The following is a 19446-nucleotide window of genomic DNA, read 5'->3' as shown; positions in this document are numbered from 1 at the left end:
TCATGCCGGGGTGCGGACCTCGCGCAGGTGGGCGAACAGCGCCGTGCCGAGGGCCCGGATGACCGCGCCGGCGCCGTCGCCGTCCTTCGAGCGGACCGCGGCGGCGAGGGTGTCGATGCCCGAGCCGGCGTCCCAGAACATGAACTGCGGCTCGGTGAGCATGACGAACTGGGTGCGGACGATGAGCGACTCGCCGAGCTGCCCCATGAGCGCGTTGCCGGTGTTCGCCACGAAGAAGCGCAGGAGCTCGTCGAGGGTCGCGAAGACCTTCGGGTCCTCGGCGGCGGCGCGGCGGGCCAGCTCGTCGAGGAGCTTCAGGGCCTTCTTCGACGCGGCGTCGTCGAGGCGGGGGACCGCCCAGCGTGCGGCGAGCTCGGCGTAGCCGTAGTACAGCTGCAGCGCGTCGTCGAACTGCTCGCGGGTCGGCGAGGCGACGCGGGTGTAGCGGTTCGCCTCCATCTCCACCAGGCCGTAGTCGACGAGCTTCGCGATGGCCTCGCGGATGGGGGTGCGGCTGACGCCGAGCCAGGAGACCAGCTCGTCGTCGTTCAGGCGCTCGCCGGCCTGCAGGGTGCCGTCCTGGATCGCGGCGAGCATCTTCTCGAGCACGACGTCCCGCAGGAGCTTGCGGGGCGAGTTGTCGACGGTCGACTTGGGGACGGGCATGGTGCTCCTCACGGGTCCGGTGTGTGCCGTGTACCAAACCTAGCGTGTCAGTGCGCAAGCGTTTGGCAAATCACCCGCGAGCCGAATCGACGCGCGCCCCGCCGCTGCTCAGGCGCGGAGGTCGACGACCGTCCGGCCGTGCACCCGCCCGGCGACGACGTCCGCGCCGACGCCGATCGCGTGCTCGAGGTCGACCGTTCGTGTGACGTCCGCCAGGAGCGCTGGGTCGAGGTCGGTCGCGAGCCGGTCCCACGCCCGCTGCCGCAGGGGCAGCGGGGCCTCGACGGAGTTGATGCCGAGGAGCGACACCGCGCGGAGGATGAAGGGCATCACGGTCGTCGGAAGCGCCGAGTCCTGCGCCAGGCCGCACGCCGTGACCGCGCCGCCCCACCGGGTCGCGGCGAGGACGTTCGCCAGGGTCGCGCCGCCGACGCTGTCCACCGCGCCCGCCCACGTCGCCCGCTGCAGGGGCTTGCCGAGCGCGGCGAGCGTGCTCCGGTCGACGACCTCGGTCGCACCGAGCCTGCGGAGCGAGGCCTCGTTCGTCGTGCGCCCCGTCGAGGCGGTGACCCGGTACCCACGCGCCGCGAGCAGCGCGATCGCGACCGTGCCGACCCCGCCCGAGGCGCCGGTGACCAGGACCGGGTCGTCGTCCGGCGCGACCAGACGCTCGAGGGCGAGGACCGACAGCATCGCCGTGAAGCCCGCCGTGCCGATCGCGGCGGCGTAGGAGTCCTCGATGCCGTCCGGCAGCACGACGAGGGCGCCGCTCGGGACGACCGCGTGCTCGGCCCAGCCGCCGTGCCGCGTCTCGCCGAGGCCCGCGCCGTTGCACACGACCCGGTCGCCGATCGCGACGTCGTGCACCCCGGGGCCGAGCGCGGACACCGTGCCGACGACGTCGATGCCCGGGACGAGCGGGTCGACCCGGGCGACGCCGGGGTTGCCGGCGAGGGCGAGGCCGTCCTTGTAGTTGACGCTCGAGTACGTGACGTCGACGAGGGCCTCGCCCTCGTCGGGTTCGGGCACGTCGACCTGCGTGACGGCGGGCGGGGTGGAACGGGAGACGAGGACTGCGCGCGTCATGCGTCGGACGCTACCCCGATCCTCCAGTCCGTCGTCCCGGCCGATCGCCCGTCGTTCCGGCCCATCACCCGTCGTTCCGGCCCATCGCGTCCGCGATGGGAGGACGTTCCGCGCGTGGTGGGCCGGAAGGAACGCCCCACCATGCGCGGATCGGCCTCCTCCGCGCAGATCGGCACCCCACGCGCGGAACGGCACCCGCCGCTCACCCGAACAGGATCGCGGCCTCGTCGTAGCGGTCCTGCGGCACCGTCTTGAGCTCCCCGAGCGCGTCCTCGAACGAGACGTGCACGATGTCCGTCCCCTGCAGCGCGACCATCCGGCCCCAGCGACCCTCGACGACGGAGTCGATCGCCGCGAGCCCGAGCCGGGTCGACAGCACCCGGTCGTACGCGGTCGGCGTCCCGCCGCGCTGGATGTGCCCGAGCGTCGTCGCCCGCGTCTCGATGCCCGTCAGCTCCTCGATCATCGGCGCGAGGCGCTCCCCGATGCCGCCGAGCCGCGGCCGCCCGAACGCGTCGAGCCCGCGCTCGGTGTGCGCGTTGTCCTCGTGGTCGGGGACGAAGCCCTCGGCGACCACGACGAGCGGGGCGCGGCCACGGTCGTAGGCCGACCGCACCCACTCGGCGATCTGTTCCATGCTCGTCTTCTGCTCCGGGATGAGGATCGCGTGTGCGCCGGCGGCCATCCCGGAGTGCAGCGCGATCCATCCGACGTGGCGGCCCATCACCTCGGCGACCATGCAGCGGGAGTGCGACTCGCCGGTGGTGCGCAGGCGGTCCATCGCCTCGGTCGCGATCGCGACGGCCGTGTCGAAGCCGAACGTGTAGTCGGTCGCGCCGAGGTCGTTGTCGACGGTCTTCGGGACGCCCACGATCTTGAGCCCCGCGTCGGTCAGGCGCTTCGCGGCCGCGAGGGTGCCCTCACCGCCGATCGCGACGATCGCGTCGATGCCGTGCCGCTCGAGCGTCGCCGTGATGTTCTCGACGCCGCCGTTCGGCCCCTCGAACGGGTTCGTCCGGCTTGTGCCGAGGATGGTCCCGCCCTGCTTCGCGATGCCCTGGATGTCCTTGCGCCCGAGCGGCACGATGTCGCCGTCGACGACGCCCCGCCAGCCGTCGCGGAACCCCACGAACTCGTGTCCGTGGATCGCGATGCCTTTGAGCACGATGCCGCGGATGACCGCGTTCAGGCCGGGGCAGTCGCCTCCGGAGGTGAGGATGCCGATGCGCATGGAGACTCCCTTGTCGGGTGGTGCGGGGACGGTCCCATCATGTCCGACGGTGGTGTGGCATTACCATCCCCGTGTGTCCCTGCCGTCTCCCGTCGCCGTCGCCCCGTCGGCTGCGGCCGGTCGCGTGGACACGGTCTACCGGCCTGGAGGCGCGTTGGACGTCCGCGCGACCCTCCGGCCCCTGCAGCGCGGCTCCGGCGACCCCGCCTTCCAGGTGGTCGGCGCCGACACGTGGCTCGCCCTGCGCACGCCGACCGGCGCGGCCTCGGTGCTCGTCCGGCGGGCGGGCGCGGACGCCGTCGCGGTGTCGGCGTGGGGCGACGGCGCCGGGTGGGCGGTCGAGCACGCCCCGGACCTGCTCGGCCGCGGCGACGACTGGTCCGACCTGGACGTACGGGCGCACCCCTTCCTGGCCGAGGCGCGCCACCGCCAACCGGGGCTCCGCCTGCTCCGCACGAACACGGTCGTCGCGATGCTCGTGCCGGCGGTCATGGAGCAGAAGGTGACCTCGCGCCAGGCCTGGCGCGCCTGGCGGTACCTGCTGCGGCGATTCGGTGAACCCGCACCCGGGCCGGCGCCCGACGGCATGTTCGTGCAGCCGACCGCGGAGCAGTGGGCCCGGATCCCGAGCTGGGAGTGGCACCGGGCCGGCATCGAACCCGGTCGGTCGGCGACCGTGATGCGGGCGATGCGGGTCGCCCCGGCGCTCGAGCGGACCCTCGGGCTCGGCCGTGGGGGAGCGGTCGTGGCCGAGCGGCTGCAGTCGGTGCCCGGGATCGGCCGGTGGACCGCTGCCGAGACCGCGCAGCGTGCGCACGGCGACCCGGACTCGCCGAGTGTCGGGGACTACCACGTGCCGGCGCTCGTCGGGTGGGCGCTCACCGGGGCGCCGGTGGACGACGACGGGATGCTCGAGCTCCTCGAACCCTGGCGGGGGCACCGGGAGCGGGTCGTGCGGTTGATCGGGGGCTCGGGCTTCCGGAAGCCGGCGTTCGGGCCGCGCATGACGATCCAGGACCACCGGTTCCACTGAGTGGCCGGGCGGCTGCACCTGGGGGGCAGTGTGCGGGGCGGGCGGGTGGTGCGCGGAGCGGGCGCGTGGTGCGCGGAGCGGGCGCGTGGGCGCTGTGCGGTGCGTCGCGAGCGGGCACGACACCCCGCGCGCGTCCCGCCGAGTGGGTGCAACACGTCGCCGCAGGCCGCCGGGCGTCCCAGATGTGGCCCGCTCGCGGACCGGGCGGACGGAGGTGAGCGCGCGGCGTAGCATCCAGTTGAGAACCGATCTCAGGAGGAATCATGACCGATCCGAACACCACGCCCGCAGCCGAGGGTGACGAGCACCGCGTCGCCGAGCACGACGTCGCCGAGCACGACCACGAGCAGGACGGCGGTGAGCACGAGACCGTCGAGCACGGCGACCACGTCGACTTCGTGCACGACGGCCACCGTCATGCTCGTCACGAGGACCACTACGACGAGCACTGATCGCCCGCGCAGGACGTGACGGACGGCAGGCTTGTGGCGGAGTCGCCACGGGCCTCCCGTCCGTCACCGCGACCGGACGAGCGCGAGGCGACCACGGCGTCGGGTCAGGGGTGCCGCACGCCCTCGCCCGTGAGCACCGCGCGGTACCCCTCGCGGAAGGTCGGGTACCGCGGTTCCCACCCCGTCGACCGCAGGAGCGCGTTCGACAGCCGCTTGTCGCCGCCCGCCTGCCGCCCGGACGCCTCGGCGCGCGGCGGCTCCGGCTTGCCGAGCTCGCCGGCCAGGAACACGAGCACGTCGTCGAGCCGGACCGGTTCGTCGTCCGTCCCCAGGTAGGTCGGCGCCGGATCCGGGACGGTCGCCAGGTGCACGAGCGCCGCGGCGGCGTCGTCCCGGTGGATCCGGTTCGTGTGCGGTGAGCCGCCCGCGACGGGGGCCAGCCGGGCGGAGCCGTCCCGCACCTGGTCGATCAACCGTTCCCGCCCGGGGCCGTAGATCCCGGAGAGCCGCACGAGCACGGCGTCCGGGCGTCGGGCGCGCAGCAGCTCCTCGGCCTCGAGCAGCACACCAGCGGTCGGCGTCGCCGCACGTGCCGGGGTCTCCTCGGTGACCTCGCCGCCGTCGGACTCGTCGTACACCGCGGTCGAGGACACCACGACCAACCGCGGCGAGGCCCCGGACGCGTCGACGCCGTCGAGCACGTTCCGCAGACCGTCCACGTAGGTCGCGCGGTACTCGTCGACGTCACGGGAACCCGCGGCGAACGTCACCACGACGACCGCGGTGTCCGGGTCGACGGTCGGCACGGCACGACGCAGGTCGATGCTCCGACTGATGATCGGCTCCGGGACGCGTTCGGCCCGGCGTCGGAGCCCGACCACCCTGTACCCCTGTTCCGCGAAGCGGAGTCCGGCCTCGGTCCCGAGGTCCCCGCACCCGGCGATGACGGCGGTCTTCGTGTGCTGCACACCTCGACCCTGCCACGGAGACCGTGCCGGCGGTGTCGCGACGCTTCGTCCCCCGATTTGGTAACAGAACGATAACGTCGCTGAATCCGGCCAAACCGATCTCCGTAGGCTCCCGAATCAGATGCAACAGCCGGGAAAATCCCGGAGCGCTCACCAGTCGCAGACAGCTGGTTCTCCACCCCTGTCCGGGGTGTGTTCGGCGCGCATACAGGGAAATCGCGCCGAGCGCGACCACGAAAGGAACGAACTCATGCGTAAGAGCCTGAAGACCTCGATCACCCTCGCCACCACGGGCGCCCTCGTGCTGGGCGGTGCTGCGTTCGGTGTGTCCGCCGCGCAGGCCGACGGCACCGTCCACACCGTCTCCTCGTCCTCGTCGAAGATCCCCGGCCCGGTCGCGTCGGTGCCGGAGGTCAAGGGCGGCAACACCGCCGTCGCGCTGGACAAGGGCTTCACCGACGCGCTGACCTCGCTGGGCCTGACCCCGGGTGTGTCGGGCAACGCGAAGCTGGAGAACGGGTCGGTGTCGTTCCCGATCACGGCCGGTTCGGTGACGTACTGGTCGCCGGACGGCAACTACCGCCCGTACGTGCAGGGGCTGCTGGACCACGACGACTCGGGCCTGACGCTCAAGGCCGGTGACACGACGGTGACGCTGGAGAACTTCGTGGTGAACCCGGGTTCGTCCAAGCTCTACGGTGACGTCCTGGTCAACGGCCAGGTCGCCGCGTCCAACGCGTACCTGTTCTCGCTGCACGGTGGCACGCTCAAGCCGCTGCAGCTCGAGGGTGACAACGCGATCCTGACCGGCACCACGGTCCACGTCTCCGACGACGCCGCGAAGCTGCTCAACAGCACCTTCAAGACCGACGCGGTCAAGGGTGGTCTCCTCGTCGGGACCGCGACCATCACCGCACAGATCAAGTAACACCCCCGCGGAACACCACCGCACCGCACCGCACCACACGAACGGCGTCGCCCCACCCGGGACGGCGCCGTTCGCGCGCCCGGAGCAGCGACCGCCGCCCCGGCGGACGCAAACTGCTCCGACGAGATCTGAACGATCCGGTGCCCCGTCTCGTCGTCGAGGTATGGGACTCCGCACACGTACGAAGGTCATCATCGGCATCGCCTCGGGCGTCGTCGTCATCGGGGCCGCCGCCGCGATCGCCGGCCCGGTCATCTACGCGGACACGGTCAACGGCCAGGCCGCCGCCGCACCCTCCCTCAGCGCGAGCGCGTCCGGCGCCGCCGGGTCGCTCACCGCGAGCGAGGCGAACGGCACCTGGACGAGCAAGGGCACGTCGTACGCGGGCTACCGCGTGCACGAGGTCCTGCAGGGGAATGATGTGAACGTGGTCGGTCGCACGAAGGACGTCGAGGGCACGGCGGAGGTCGCCGGCGGTTCCCTCACGAAGGCCGAGGTCACCGTGCAGGTCGGCAAGATCAGCACGCCGGAGGCCGCCCGCGACGCGTACTTCCGCGACAAGGCGCTGGAGACCGCCAAGTTCCCCACCGCGACGTTCACGCTCACCCAGCCCGTCGACGTCTCGAAGGCGCTCGACGGCACCGCCCAGGACGTGACCCTCACCGGCACGATGGACCTGCACGGCGTCGAGAAGCCCGTCAGCGCCGACGCGCAGGTCGCCGTCGGCCAGGGCGGCACCGTCCAGGTCGTCGGCAGCGTGCCGATCACCTTCGCCGACTACGGCGTCCAGGCCCCGTCGCTCGGGTTCGTCACCGTCGACGACAAGGGTTCCGTCGAGTTCTCCCTCGACCTGAGGAAGTGACGATGACGGGCCGTCCCGCTGACGAACTGCTGGCGACGCTGCACCGTGAGCACGGTGACGCACTCACGCGGTACGTCCGGCACCTGACGCGGGACGGCTCGATCGTCGAGGACGTCGTCCAGGAGACCATGGTCCGCGCGTGGCAGCGTCCGGCCGTCCTCGAGCTCGCGCCGGACAGCGCACGCGCCTGGCTCTTCACGGTCGCCCGCAACCTGGTCGTCGACGACGCCCGCTCCGCCCGCAACCGACGCGAGCAGGGCTCCGAACACCCGGTCGACCGTGCCGAGGCCGACCGCACCGACGCCGTCCTCGACCGCATCGTGGTCGCCGACGCACTGGCATCGCTGAGTGCCGAGCACCGCCGCGTGGTGGTCGACGCCTACTGGTTGGGGCACACGGTCCCCGAGATCGCCCGACGACACGACATCCCCGAGGGCACCGCGAAGTCGCGGCTGCACTACGGGCTGCGAGCCCTCCGGCTCGCCCTGCAGGAACGAGGAGTGACCCGATGAGCGTGGACCCGACCGCGCACGACCGCTACGCCGAGTGGGACGCCGCCTACGTGCTGGGCTCCCTGCCCGCCGACGAGCGGCTGGAGTACGAGCGGCACCTGGAGTCGTGCCCCCGCTGCACCGCAGCGGTCGCCGAGCTGGTCGGTCTGCCCGGCCTGCTGGGCAAGTTGCCCGCCGACCAGGCGATCGAGATCGCCGACCCGGACGGGAGGCACGACACCGGTTCCGCGGGCACCCTCGCCTCCGTCGCGCACCGCGTCCGGCACCGTCGCCGTCGCCGCCGGGTCTGGGTCGCGGCCACCGCGGGGCTCGCGGTCGTCGCCGCCGTGCTCGGCGGGCTCGCCGTCGGCACGGCCGGGGAGCGCGGTACCGTCCAGGCCGGTGCGTCGCCGACCGCCGCCGGCCCGGGGGACCGCTACACGATGACCGGCTCGCAGGGTCTCGACGTCGACCTCGCGGTCAGCGGGGAGCAGTGGGGCACGCGCTTCGACTGGGGGTGCTCGTACGGCGGCAAGCAGTGGTCGTCGGACGGCTCGGTGATGTACGACCTCGTGGTGGTCCGCACCGACGGCACCGTGCAGACCGTGGCGTCGTGGTCGGCCGCCGGCGCCGAGGCCCGCGGGCTCTCCGCCTCGACCGACATCCCCCGCGACGAGATCGCGACCGTCGAGGTCCGGCTCCGCGGGGAGTCCGGCGTCCTGGCCGACGTGCACCTCTGACGGATCGCGGGCCTCCCCGGCTGCGCCGGGGAGGCCCGCGATCGAGCGGGTCGTCGTTGCTAGCGGGCCCGATCTCCGTGTCGGCGCGCGTGACGCAGTCGCGCGACCGTGCCGACGGAGATCCCGCTCAGTCCGACGGCGACCCCGGAGGCGAGGACACCGAGTGGGCGGGCAGGGGTGTCGAGCGTGGCAGCGAACATCGCTGAGCTCGAGGCGAGGAGGAAGCCCGCTACCGTGATCGAGAACGTGAGATCGGTCAGGATCTTCACTGCTGCTCTGCCCTCACGCGCAGCGCGGAACGACACGGGCAACTCCTTCGCTGGTGAACCGGAGTGCGCTGGACTCCGCGATCACGACGGTAGTGGTTGACTCGTAGAACTGCAGTACTGATGTGCAAACCGCCGGAGCGTTCGTCGTGCCGTTCAATCGGCGGCGGGGCCCTCGTGGTCGTCTGGGCCGACGGCCTCGTCCAGGCGCGCACTGACCGACCGCAGCGTGTCCGCATCCGTCCCCACGGGCCTCCAGAACAGTTCCTCGAGCGCGCCCGTGTGCGCGCGGATCCCGGCGAGGACCGCGCGCCGCCCGTCCGGCGTCATCTCCACCCAGCTGCCGCGCCCGTCCTGCGGGCAGTCGGCGCGGACGACCAGACCGCGCGCGACCATGCGCGTCACCTGGTGGCTGACGCGCGACTTCTCCCAGCCGATGCCCGCCGAGATGTCGCGGACCCGCAGGCGGTGCTCGGGATCGCGGTGCAGGCCGATCAGGATCTCGAACTCGGGGACGGAGATCCCCGCCCCCTCCTGCACCGCCCGGTCGAGGGCCCGGTCGAGCCGTCGCCAGGCGTCGTGGTACGCGTCCCAGGTGGCCCAGTCGTGGTCACCGCTGCCCTCCGTCGACATGCCGCTCAGCGTATCCACCGGCGCGTCGGCGTCCACCAGGATCATCCGTCCGGACGACCTCCACGGCACGTCCAGCACGCTCCGAGGTGGCGTCGGCGGCTCGGCATACGATCAGGGGCATGCCGAGCGCGCGACTGCAGGACTGCACCGACGACGCCGTCGCCCTGGTGCGACGGTGGACGGCGGCGTCCGCGGGACGCAAGCCCGACGCCGGCGCAGCCCGACTGGCCCAGGTGCTCCGGGACGAGCAGGGCCTCGCCTTCACGCGCGGGTTCCTCGACCGGGTGGTCCGGCCGGAGGACCCGCGGGTCGCGGCACGGGTGCTCGAGCAGGTCAGCCAGGACGTGCCGGAGGACCTGGCCTGGTACCTCCGCGGCGCGGTGACCCTCGGTGGCGGCTTCGCGACCATGGCGCCGTGGGCCGTGGTGCCGACCGCGCGCCGGATCCTGCGTCGCGTCGCCGGACACCTCGTCGTCGACGCGACCCCCGCCAAGCTCGGGTCCGCCCTGGCGAAGGTCGGCGGCGCGGGCACCCTGGTCGAGGTCGACCTGCTCGGCGACGCCGTCCTCGGCAGCGCCGAGAGCGACCGACGGCTGCAGGCGACCGTGGAGCTGCTCGAACGACCGGACGTGGACCGCGTGGCGGTCTCGCTGCGCAGCGTCGTGCCGCAGCTCGCGCCGTGGGCCCCCGACCGGACCGTCGAGCGCGCGGTCGACCGGCTCGTGCCGCTGTTCCGGGCGGCTGCCGCTCCGATGGCGCTCGGTCGGCCCGCCGGCGCGGTCACCCTGCAGGCCGGCCTGCACGCCGACCAGGCCCTGACGATCGCGGTGTTCCGGGCGCTGCTCGACCGCGACGAGTTCACCGGGCTGCAGGCCGGGATCACGCTCCAGGCCGCCCTGCCGGACACCGCGGCGGCCCTCGACGACCTGACGACGTGGGCGCAGGAGCGTCGGGCACGCGGTGGCGCGCCCGTCACGGTGCGGCTCGTCAAGGGCGCCGAACTCCCCACCGAACGGGTCGAGTCCGTCCTGCGCGGCTGGCCGCTCGCCACGTGGGGATCCAAGCGCGAGACCGACACCGCGTACCTCCGGCTGCTCGACGCCGCCCTGACGCCGGAGCGGATCGACGCCGTGCGGGTCGAGGTCGGCAGTCACAACCTGTTCGACCTCGCGACCGCGTGGGTGCTCGCCGGCCGGCGCGGGGTGGCCGACGGGGTCCGGGTCGCGATGCTGCTCGGGATGGGCACGGGCACGACCGACGCCGTGCGCCAGGACGTCGGGCCGATCGTGCTCGGCGTGCCGGTCGTGCAGCCGGACCACTTCGACGCGGCCATCGGGTACCTGGCCCGACGCCTGCAGGAGAACGCCGGTCCCGAGTACTTCGTCGCCGCGATCGGCGCCGGGCCGGTCGACCCCGACGCGCTGGAGCAGCAGGCCGCGCGGCACCGCGAGGCCCTCGACGCCCTCGACGAGCCGGTGCCCGCGACCCACCGCACCCAGGACCGCCGACAGCCCCTGGGCAGCCCGACGATCCGGACGGCCTTCGAGAACGCTGCCGACACCGATCCCTCGACCCCGGGCAACCGCGCGTGGGCCGCCGACGTCCTGAGCCGGGTGCCGTCGTCGCGGCTCGGGGTGCAGACCCTGCGCGGCGCCCGGACCGCCGACCGGTCGAAGCTCGAGCGGATCGTCGCGCGCACCGCGCAGGCCGGCGTGAACTGGGGTCGCCAGGATCCAGGGGACCGCGCCGAACTCCTCGACCTGATCGGCCACGAGCTCGCGTCCCATCGTGCGGACCTGGTCGAGGTGCTCGTCGCCGAGACCGGCAAGACCCTGACCGAGGCGGACACCGAGGTCACCCGGGCGGTCGACCTCGCCCACCACGCGGCGGACCGGGCACGGCACCTCGCCGGGCTCGACGGTGACGGCGCCCGCTTCGTGCCCCCGCGCCTGACCGTCGTCGTCCCGAGCTGGACCGCGCCCGTCGCGATCGCCGCCGCCGGCATCACGGCCGCGCTGGCCGCGGGCAGCGGTGTCGTCCTCAAGCCCTCGCCGCGAGCCGGACGCTCCGGCGCGGTGCTCGCCGACGTGCTCTGGGACGCCGGGGTCCCGCACTCCCTGCTGCAGCTCGTCGACCTCGACGTCGACCAGCTCGGCCGTGACCTCGTGGCGCACCCGACCGTCGACCGCGTGCTCCTGACGGGGACGACCGACACCGCGCGCTCGTTCCGCTGGTGGCGGGCGGGTCTGCCGCTCACCGCGGCGACGAGCAGCCGGAACACCGTCGTCGTGACGCCGAGCGCCGACCTCGACCAGGCGGCCCAGGACGTCGTGCACTCCGCGTTCGGCCAGGCGGGCCAGGACCGCGCCACCGCGCCCCTCGTCGTGCTCGTCGGCTCCGTCGTCGAGAGCGAGCGGTTCCGCCGACAGCTCGTCGACGCCACCCGGACGCTCCGGGTCGCGTGGCCGCACGACCCCACCGCCCAGGTCGGTCCGCTCGTCTCGGAGCCGAGCGGTGCGGTGCTCCGCGCGCTCACCGAGCTCGGACCGGGCGAGTCGTGGCTCGTGCAGCCCGCCCCGCTCGACGACACCGGGCGGCTCTGGTCGCCGGGCATCCGCGACGGGGTCCGTCCGGGCAGCGCCTTCCACCACGACGTGGCCGCGGCGCCCGTCCTGGGGATCCTGCACGTCGAGACCCTCGAGCAGGCGATCGCGGTGCAGAACGGCCCCGACTCCGGGCTCGTCGCCGGGCTCCACTCGCTGGACGTCGACGAGGTCGGCACCTGGGTGGCGTCGGTCCAGGCCGGCGAACTCGTCGTCAACCGTCGGACCACCGGTGCCGTCGTGGGTCGGCGTCCGACCGGCGGCTGGAAGGCCTCGTCGGTCGGTCCCGGCGCCCAGACCGGCGGTCCGCTCGACGTCGCGACGCTCGGCCGGTGGGAGTCCGTCCCGCGCAGCGTGCACAAGAGCATCCAGCTCACCGGGCTGCCGTCGCGCGTGACGGCCCTCATCGAGGCGGCCCGCAGCGGCCTGTCGTTCGAGGAGTTCGACCACGTCCGCGCCGGCGCCCTGAGCGACGTCCGCGCCCGTCAGTCGCTGTACGGCCGCTCGCAGGACCCGGCCGGCCTCGGCGTCGAGCGGAACGTCCACCGCTGGCGTCCCCGGTCGGTCGTCGTCCGGCACGCCGAGGGTGCTCCGACGGGTGCCCTGGTCCGGACGCTCGTCGCCGCGACCTCGGCGCGCGCCCACGTCCTGCTGAGCACGGCACGTCCCCTGCCCGGCCCCCTCACCCAGCTGCTCGCCGGACCCCGGTCACCGCTCGACGTCGTCGACCACCTCGTCGAGTCCGACGAGGACTTCCTGGGCCGTGCGGCGTCCGGCGCCGTCTTCCGCAGCGACTGGAGCACGGGCGACGAGCCGCAGGACGCGCTCGAGGCCGTGCTCGCCCAGACCGAGGGCCAGGAACGCCCGACGACCGCGGCGTTCGGCGGCCCGGGCGCCCGCATCCGGATCGTCGGGGGCGATCCCCTCGCGCTCGAGGAAGCCCTCGGCGCGAGCGTGGACGTCGATGTGGTGGACGCCCCGGTCGTCGAGTCCGGCGTCGTCGAGATGCTGCACTACCTGCGGGAGCAGTCGATCGCGATCACCGCGCACCGCTTCGGCGACGTCGACCCGGCCTTCGCGGCGCTCCGTGTCTAACGCGTCCGGACCCGCCCGGCCCGGGAACCTGCGCCGGCTCGTCGCCGACGGTCTCGTGAACGCCCGCGACCTCGGCGGCCTGCCGCGACGGGACGGCACGACGACCCCGACCGGCCGCGTGTTCCGGTCCGAGAACGTCGACCGGCTGACGGCGGAGGGCTGGCGCGCGGTGCACGACGCCGGGATCCGGACGATCGTCGACCTCCGGGCGCCCGACGAGCGTGCACGGGACGAGCGCCCGCGGCCGTCCTGGGTCACGACGGTCGCGATCGACCACGACGGTCGCGACGACGCCCCGGCGTTCTGGGACCGCTACTGGGAGAACGGTCTCGTCGCGACGCCGCTGTACTACGGTGCGCACCTCCGCGAGCTGCCCGGGCGCACCGGGGCCGCCCTCGCCGCGATCGCGGACGCGGGCCCGGGTGGCGTGCTGTTCCACTGCGCCGCCGGCCGGGACCGCACGGGCGTGGTCGCGCTCGCCCTCCTGACGATCGCCGACGTCGAGCCCGAGGCGATCGTCGCCGACCACCTGGTCAGCGTCACGGACCTCGCCGCCCTGTGGGCGACGCTCGGGGTGCCGGACCAACAGGTGCGCATCGACGCGCTCTGCGCGGAGCACGGCACGACGTCCGCCGACGCGTTCCGCGCGGCACTGGCGGCGTTCGACGTCGACGGGTTCGTCGCGTCGTCAGGACTCGACGACGACCGACTGGAGGCCCTGCGCACGTTCCGCGCGCGCGTCACGTGAGCCGTGCCTCCAGTCCGGAACACGCGGCCGGAGCGCGACGGACGCGCGCCGTCAGTCTTCCGTGGCTGCGCCGTCCTCGTCCTCGACGCCGGTCTCGTCCATCCGGTCGCGGAGGTGGTCGGCCATCGCGCCGGCGCCCTCGCCGTGGTGGTCGTGGTCGACCTGCTCGATCAGCCCGCGCAGCTTCTCGTGGTTCGTGGCCTCGTTCGCGCCGTCCATCACCGGTTCGGTCTGGACGCCCTCGTCGTGGTTGCTCATGCCCCGGACGCTACGCCGTGCCCTCGTGCGCGAGCGTGGCCCTGTGCGGAAGGCGCGCTGCCGTCAGCGGCGTCCGCGTCCGACCGACGCGACCTCCGCGACCGCGAGCAGCACCGCGAGCACGGCCTGACCGAGGGCGAACCGGCGGAACCGGGGGAGCAGGAGCAGCGGGAGCATCGTGGCGCCGTGCAGGACGTCCACGACGGCACCGGCGGTGTGGGCGTCGGCCGTGCCGATCCGTGCGGTGACGGCCGCCTGCCCGGTCTGTCGGACGGCGAGCACCCCGTGCAGGACCCGGTGCGGCGCACCGCGTCGTCCCGCGAGCACCAGGTGCGCGACGCCGACGCCTGCGCGCACGACCTCGACTCCCCGACCGTCCCGTGCCGACCGGCTCATCGACGACGTCCGGCCGCGAGGGCGACCGCCCCGGCGATCCCGAGCGCGGCACCGAGCAGGCCGTTGCCGAGCCGGCGGTGCTCCACCCACCAGGTCTGCGGCGACCACGCGTGCGCGGAGTCGTCGAACACCCCGTGCGCGCCGTGGTCACCCGGGACCGGCTCGTACAGGTTGACCCCGATCTGGTTCCCGTCCTTCTGCGGCGCCTGCTGCCCCGAGACGAGGGTCTTCGCCGCGTACCAGTCGGCGAAGCGCCCGCTGATCCGGTTGCCGAGGATCGTGTAGACCGTCGACTCGCCCACCCAGGTCCGTCGGCGGGGCCGCTCGGCGACCGTGGCGATCGCGCGGGCGCCGACCTCCGGCTGGTAGGTCGGTGCGACCGGCTGCGCCAGGTGCGGCAGCGTCGACTGCACCCACTGGAACTGGATCGTGTTGAGCGCAGGCATGTCCACGCGGGACACCGCCACCTTGCTGCCCTGCTGCTCGAGCTCGGACACCACCGACTCGGTGAACCCGACGATCGCGTGCTTCGCCCCGCAGTAGGCGGCCTGCAGCGGGATGCCGCGGAAGCCCAGCGCCGAGCCGACCTGCACGACGTGTCCGCGGTCGCGGGGCACCATGCGACGCAGCGCTGCGCGGGTGCCGTTCACGAACCCGAGGTAGGTGACGTGCAGGGCGCGCTCGAAGTCCTCGGCCGCGGTGTCCAGGAACTTCCCGAACACCCCGACCATGACGCCGTTCACCCACAGGTCGATCGGCCCGAGCTCCTGCTCGACCCGGTCCGCGGCGTCCTCGACGGCCTGCCGGTCGGACACGTCGGCGACGAGCGCCAGGCCCCGACGACCGGCGGCCTCGACCTCGGCGACCGCGGCCTCGACCCCGTCGCGTCCACGGGCCAGGACGGCGACGTCCCACCCGCGTGCCGCGAGTTCCCGGACGGTCGCCCGTCCCAGTCCCGCCGATCCTCCGGTCACCACAGCCACACGCGTCATGCTCCCCTTGTACGCACCGCGCAACGGGGGACCACCCAGGGGCCGTACCCCGGTGGGGACCGGACCGGAGCGACTCTCCGTCCGCGCGGCGCCGGGCCGGGCGCTACTGCTCGTCCGTGCGCCGCGTGGCCGTCGCCAGGTGGGACCGCACGTGCAGCAGGGCGGGTTCCTCGTCGGGGGCCTGCGGGACCGCGCCGAGCGAGAACGACTCGACGACGCCGGGGCCGAAGAGCACGCAGACGCTCGACCCGCCGAACCGGAACCACCCGAGCTCGTCGCCCTTGCCGACGTGCGCGCCCTCCTCGACGCCCTCGCCGATCACGCACGAGGACACGTCGGACATCCCGACGAACACCACCGCGACGGTCCCGATCGCCGCGTCGTCCGCCTCGACGAGCACGATCGCCCGGGTCGCCACGTGCGCGAGGTACCCCTGCGACCGCTGCGGCTCCTCGGCGTCGGTGCCCTGCGAGTCGGCCTCGGAGTAGTAGGTGCCCGGCTCGACCCAGGCGCGCACGATCGTCCCCGCCACCGGGCTGTGCCAGCGGTGGTACTCGAGCGCGCTGAGGAACGCCTGCCACACGGTGCCGTCGACGAACAGGTCGACGGACTCGTCGCCGGCGAGCAGCTCCTCGACGGAGTACGGCTCGGCCTTGATCCAGAAGTCGTCACGGCGGTGGACACCGCTCGCGATCCGGTACGGCGTCGCCTCGCACGGGCTGACCACGACGGCGTCGTCGTCCGGTGCCGCGACGGGACGTGCACCCTCCTTGAACTCCCGCGTGAAGAACGCGTTCCACGACGGGAAGCCCCAGTGCTCGGCGTCGGGGTCGTGCACGAACTGGTCCATGCCGAGGGCCCGCCGTGCGGAGTCGTTCAACCACCCCGAGGGCTCGTCGACCAGGACGAGGAGCGAGCTCTCGCTGTCCAGGAACGTGCACCAGCCCTGCAGGATGCCGCGGATCGCCGCGTTGACCCGCGGGTCCCGGTAGAAGGCGAAGCCGGCCGGCGTGGCCTTCGTCCAGTCGAGCACGCCGTCGAGGGGCGTCATCACCATCTGCTCGTCGCTGTACTCCGGCGCCGTCGTCACGACGTCGTCGACGAGCATGAGCAGCTCGTCGAAGCTCCGAAGGTGTCGTTCCCGGTACGCGCGGCCCTGCGGCACCTGCGCGATCATCTCGGACGCCTGCATGCGCAGCAGCGGGTCGCCCTCGACCAGGTCCCGCAGCGCGGCGACGGCCGGGTGCAGGACCCGGTCGGGGTCGCGTTCGTCCAGCCGCTCGCGGCGGCCGCGGAGCCACCCCTCGAGCCCGGACTGGTCCTGCGGGAGCCACCCCGCCCGGCGTCGGACGTCCTGCTGGTGCGCGCTGTCGTTCACCGGTCGGAGGCTACTCACGCCCGCCGGGCGGTCTGCTCAGCACGGCGCGATCCGTCAGCGCGGTCCGCTCGGTGCGGCGCGGCCCGTCAGCGGCCCCGGCCGAACCGGGTCGTCACGCCGGGGGAGTACAGCACCGAGTCCGGCTCGAGCCCGGTGAGCCCGAACGGCAGTCCCGCCGCGGCGACCAGGTCGTCCCGGAGCGTCCGGAGCATCGCCCGGTGCAGCGGCCACGGCTCGTGCTCGTTCGGCCAGTACCGGGTCGCCCCCGCCCGACGCACGTGCATGCCCCAGCGCGCCGTCAGGAAGGTCTCGAGGGCGGTCGGCTCCGCCACGGCATCGCCGACCTCGACCTCGAACAGCGACCGCAGGTGCGTCCCGTGCCGCCGCATCGCGTAGCCGACGCGTCCGCCACCGGTCCGCACCTCGGCGCGCGCCCACCAGTACGGCAGCGCCGTCGCGACGCGCGCGCCGACCGTCGGCAGGAGCTTCCCCGCGTCGAGCGACAGGAACGCGACCCCGCGTCGGCCCTGGTCGTCGCGCGTGTAGACGCGGACATTCACCTCGACGAAGTCACCGACGCTGCCGGCCCGCCCGAGCGGTCCGAGCGGCGGGAAGCGGGTGTCGGTGAACCGGAAGCCGATCAGACCCACCCACGTGGTCGTGCCGTCGTCGGTGCCGTCGAGCGCCATCGTGTCCGGCCGCGCACCCGCCGGCAGCAGCGGTGCGACCGCCGACACGTCGACCCGCCAGTGCACGAACACGACGTCGAGCCAGTCCTGCGAGATCCACGGTCGCCCCCGCAGGGCCGGTGCGACCGAGGCGACGGCCTGGAGGCCCGGCTCCGCCCCGGCGGACCGGCCGGCGGTCACGAGTCGCTCCCGTCCACGGCGGTGGTCGCCACGGGAGCGTCGTCCCACCCCTGCTGCGGGGTGTCGCAGGTCCCGCGGAACACGTACTGCGAGGCGCGCTTCCGTTCGCTCGACGTCCAGTCGATGGCGGGGCGACGGCGTTCGGGAGGCAGGTACCCGATCCGGTAGACGGCCATCAGCTCGAGCGAATCCGGCACGTGCAGGAGCCCCTCGATCTCCGCCCACGCGCCGGGGGTCTCCATCGGGAACGACACGAACTGGATCCCGAGGCCGAGCTCGGTCGTCGCGAGCCAGACGTTCTCCATCGCCGCGCCCATGCTGAACACCGAGTAGAAGCCGGACAGCTCCTCCTTCCGGTACTCGTGGCGGTCGAGCAGCACGCCGAGCAGCAGCGGCGACCCCGCGACGAGCCGGCGGTTCTCCTCACCCAGGGTGTGCGGGACCCGGAGCGTGTTCATGAGCAGTTGCCCGCGCTTCGTGAACACCTGCTTCGTGAAGGGCTTGAGCGGTCCGGGGAGCTTGTCGAAGAGCATGCCGTCGCGGCGCTCGTCCATCTCGGCCTGCGAGAACCGGAAGTACGGCCGGTACCGCTCGAAGAACGTCCCCTCGGCCATCGTGCGGGTCATCGAGCGCCCGCTGATCTCGGCGATGCGCTCGATCGTCGGGCGCTCCTCGACCAGGACGAACCGCCACGGCTGGCTGTTCAGCTGCGAGGGGGCCCGTCCGGCGAGCTCCATGAGCAGCCGCTGGTGCTCCTCGGACACAGGGTCGGGCAGGAACGCCCCGTTCGTCGTGCGCCGGCGGCGGATCGCCTCGAACAGCTCCACGGATCACCCTCCTGGTCGCCCGCGTGCGAGCAGCGCCCCCAGGTAGGACGGTGCCGCGGCGACCGCGACTCTCCAGTGTGCTCGCGAGCGCGGGTTCGTGCGCGGGGCGACGGCGAGCGGGACGAGTGCCGGGAGCAGGAACAGCGCCGAGCGGTCCCGGGTCCACACCGGGGTCGTCGCGGCGACGCCAGTCAGCGTCGCGGTGGCGACGAACAGCCCGTGGTGCACGACCCGCAGCTTCTTCGTCCGGATGACGCGGACGGCGACCGCCGTGCCCCACAGGCAGTTGGCCAGGTACGCGACCGACGCAGCGGCGACCAGGTGACGGGCCGCCGTCGACGTGCCGGACGCAGCCCCGTGCCTCCCGGCCGTCGTCCCACGTCCCACGGACGCGACCCTACGCGGACTCGCGGCTGACGAGCTTCGAGAGGACGATCGCACTGCGGGTGTGGTCGACCTGCGGTGCGAGGCGGACGCGGTCGAGCGCCAGCTCGAGGGCCGACAGGTCCCGCGACCGCATGTGCACCACGGCGTCGGCGCTGCCCGTGACGGTCCCGGCGTCGACGACCTCGGGCACGGTGTCGAGCAGCGTGCGGAGCTCGTCGGGGGAGACCGTGCCGCGGCAGTAGAGCTCGACCCAGGCCTCGGTCCCGCGGTCCTCCACCGCGGGGTCGACCTTGATCGTGAAGCCCTGGATCACCCCGTCCGCGACGAGCCGGTCCACCCGGCGCTTCACGGCGGAGGCCGAGAGTCCGACCACCGACCCGATGTCGCCGTACCCGGCGCGGGCGTTCTCCCGGAGCTGGTCCAGGATGCGGTGGTCGAGCGTATCCATGTTCGTCAATCGTACGCGCGGTTCTTGCGAGTCCGGTGGGTCCGACGCAGGAATCGTGCGTCACCCGAACGGGTGCCACGGCGTGATCG

At 73.6% G+C, this 19446-nt stretch carries 21 protein-coding genes; 8 read left to right on the top strand and 13 right to left on the bottom strand.

What is annotated here, in order from left to right:
* From HUN58_RS02660 to HUN58_RS02650, 3 genes are all read right to left on the bottom strand, one after another.
* Positions 1–666: a GntR family transcriptional regulator gene (locus HUN58_RS02660; protein ID WP_180225872.1), complete on the bottom strand. Its 666-nt coding sequence runs from the start codon at positions 664–666 to the stop codon at positions 1–3.
* A gap of 108 nt (positions 667–774) precedes the next feature.
* Entirely contained in the window at positions 775–1752 is a 978-nt protein-coding gene (locus HUN58_RS02655; protein ID WP_180225871.1) for an MDR family oxidoreductase, read from the bottom strand.
* A gap of 202 nt (positions 1753–1954) precedes the next feature.
* Positions 1955–2983 carry a 6-phosphofructokinase gene (locus HUN58_RS02650; protein ID WP_058741596.1) on the bottom strand — a complete coding sequence of 343 codons (1029 nt, stop codon included), beginning with the start codon at positions 2981–2983 and terminating at the stop codon, positions 1955–1957.
* 73 nt (positions 2984–3056) lie between these two features.
* Between HUN58_RS02650 and HUN58_RS02645 the strand changes: the two genes are divergently transcribed.
* Both HUN58_RS02645 and HUN58_RS02640 read left to right on the top strand, forming a co-directional pair.
* A complete protein-coding gene (locus HUN58_RS02645; protein ID WP_254631603.1) occupies positions 3057–4016 on the top strand; it encodes a DNA-3-methyladenine glycosylase in 960 nt (319 codons plus the stop codon).
* A 263-nt stretch (positions 4017–4279) separates the two neighbouring features.
* Positions 4280–4468, top strand: a complete 189-nt coding sequence (locus tag HUN58_RS02640; protein ID WP_180225870.1) for a zinc transporter permease — start codon at positions 4280–4282, stop codon at positions 4466–4468.
* A 104-nt stretch (positions 4469–4572) separates the two neighbouring features.
* Here HUN58_RS02640 and HUN58_RS02635 read toward each other — a convergent pair whose 3' ends face one another.
* Entirely contained in the window at positions 4573–5436 is an 864-nt protein-coding gene (locus tag HUN58_RS02635) for an NAD-dependent epimerase/dehydratase family protein (RefSeq protein ID WP_180225869.1), read from the bottom strand.
* A 250-nt stretch (positions 5437–5686) separates the two neighbouring features.
* Between HUN58_RS02635 and HUN58_RS02630 the strand changes: the two genes are divergently transcribed.
* The 4 genes from HUN58_RS02630 (at position 5687) to HUN58_RS02615 (ending at position 8457) form a co-directional block, all read left to right on the top strand.
* Positions 5687–6364 (top strand): hypothetical protein, encoded by a 678-nt coding sequence (locus tag HUN58_RS02630; RefSeq protein ID WP_141859738.1) that lies wholly within the window; start codon positions 5687–5689, stop codon positions 6362–6364.
* A gap of 163 nt (positions 6365–6527) precedes the next feature.
* Positions 6528–7226, top strand: coding sequence for a YceI family protein (locus HUN58_RS02625; protein WP_180225868.1), 699 nt, complete (start codon positions 6528–6530; stop codon positions 7224–7226).
* Between the two features lie 2 nt (positions 7227–7228).
* Positions 7229–7738 carry a sigma-70 family RNA polymerase sigma factor gene (locus HUN58_RS02620; protein ID WP_114850614.1) on the top strand — a complete coding sequence of 170 codons (510 nt, stop codon included), beginning with the start codon at positions 7229–7231 and terminating at the stop codon, positions 7736–7738.
* Positions 7735–8457 (top strand): anti-sigma factor, encoded by a 723-nt coding sequence (locus HUN58_RS02615; protein WP_180225867.1) that lies wholly within the window; start codon positions 7735–7737, stop codon positions 8455–8457. Before HUN58_RS02620 ends, HUN58_RS02615 begins: the two co-directional genes overlap by 4 nt.
* A 422-nt stretch (positions 8458–8879) precedes the next feature.
* Here the strand turns inward: HUN58_RS02615 and HUN58_RS02610 are convergent, their stop codons facing one another.
* Positions 8880–9356: a MarR family winged helix-turn-helix transcriptional regulator gene (locus tag HUN58_RS02610; protein ID WP_180225866.1), complete on the bottom strand. Its 477-nt coding sequence runs from the start codon at positions 9354–9356 to the stop codon at positions 8880–8882.
* A 119-nt stretch (positions 9357–9475) separates the two neighbouring features.
* Between HUN58_RS02610 and HUN58_RS02605 the strand changes: the two genes are divergently transcribed.
* A complete protein-coding gene (locus tag HUN58_RS02605) occupies positions 9476–13054 on the top strand; it encodes a bifunctional proline dehydrogenase/L-glutamate gamma-semialdehyde dehydrogenase (protein ID WP_180225865.1) in 3579 nt (1192 codons plus the stop codon).
* Positions 13047–13802 (top strand): tyrosine-protein phosphatase, encoded by a 756-nt coding sequence (locus tag HUN58_RS02600; RefSeq protein WP_180225864.1) that lies wholly within the window; start codon positions 13047–13049, stop codon positions 13800–13802. Before HUN58_RS02605 ends, HUN58_RS02600 begins: the two co-directional genes overlap by 8 nt.
* Before the next feature lie 51 nt (positions 13803–13853).
* On the opposite strand, the gene HUN58_RS02595 is transcribed toward HUN58_RS02600, so the two are convergent.
* From HUN58_RS02595 to HUN58_RS02560, 8 genes are all read right to left on the bottom strand, one after another.
* Entirely contained in the window at positions 13854–14060 is a 207-nt protein-coding gene (locus HUN58_RS02595) for a hypothetical protein (RefSeq protein ID WP_114850618.1), read from the bottom strand.
* A 63-nt stretch (positions 14061–14123) separates the two neighbouring features.
* A complete protein-coding gene (locus HUN58_RS02590; protein WP_180225863.1) occupies positions 14124–14417 on the bottom strand; it encodes a hypothetical protein in 294 nt (97 codons plus the stop codon).
* Between the two features lie 35 nt (positions 14418–14452).
* Positions 14453–15448 (bottom strand): SDR family oxidoreductase, encoded by a 996-nt coding sequence (locus HUN58_RS02585; protein WP_180225862.1) that lies wholly within the window; start codon positions 15446–15448, stop codon positions 14453–14455.
* Positions 15449–15551: 103 nt separating this feature from the next.
* On the bottom strand, positions 15552–16826 hold the full coding sequence (locus HUN58_RS02580) for a phosphatidylserine decarboxylase family protein (RefSeq protein WP_180225861.1): 1275 nt from the start codon (positions 16824–16826) through the stop codon (positions 15552–15554).
* 86 nt (positions 16827–16912) lie between these two features.
* Positions 16913–17695 (bottom strand): YqjF family protein, encoded by a 783-nt coding sequence (locus HUN58_RS02575; protein ID WP_180225860.1) that lies wholly within the window; start codon positions 17693–17695, stop codon positions 16913–16915.
* Complete coding sequence (locus HUN58_RS02570; RefSeq protein ID WP_174779210.1) at positions 17692–18522, bottom strand: nitroreductase family protein; 831 nt, start codon at positions 18520–18522, stop codon at positions 17692–17694. The genes HUN58_RS02575 and HUN58_RS02570 overlap by 4 nt, the downstream gene beginning before the upstream one ends.
* A 3-nt stretch (positions 18523–18525) precedes the next feature.
* Complete coding sequence (locus tag HUN58_RS02565; RefSeq protein ID WP_114850624.1) at positions 18526–18909, bottom strand: hypothetical protein; 384 nt, start codon at positions 18907–18909, stop codon at positions 18526–18528.
* A 10-nt stretch (positions 18910–18919) separates the two neighbouring features.
* The gene (locus HUN58_RS02560; RefSeq protein WP_058741615.1) at positions 18920–19357 is read right to left on the bottom strand and encodes an Lrp/AsnC family transcriptional regulator; all 438 of its coding nucleotides are present in this window, start codon (positions 19355–19357) and stop codon (positions 18920–18922) included.
* Positions 19358–19446: the final 89 nt, after the last annotated feature.

This window comes from Curtobacterium sp. Csp1, assembly GCF_013347185.1.
This window is presented reverse-complemented; position numbering and strand designations above follow the sequence as displayed.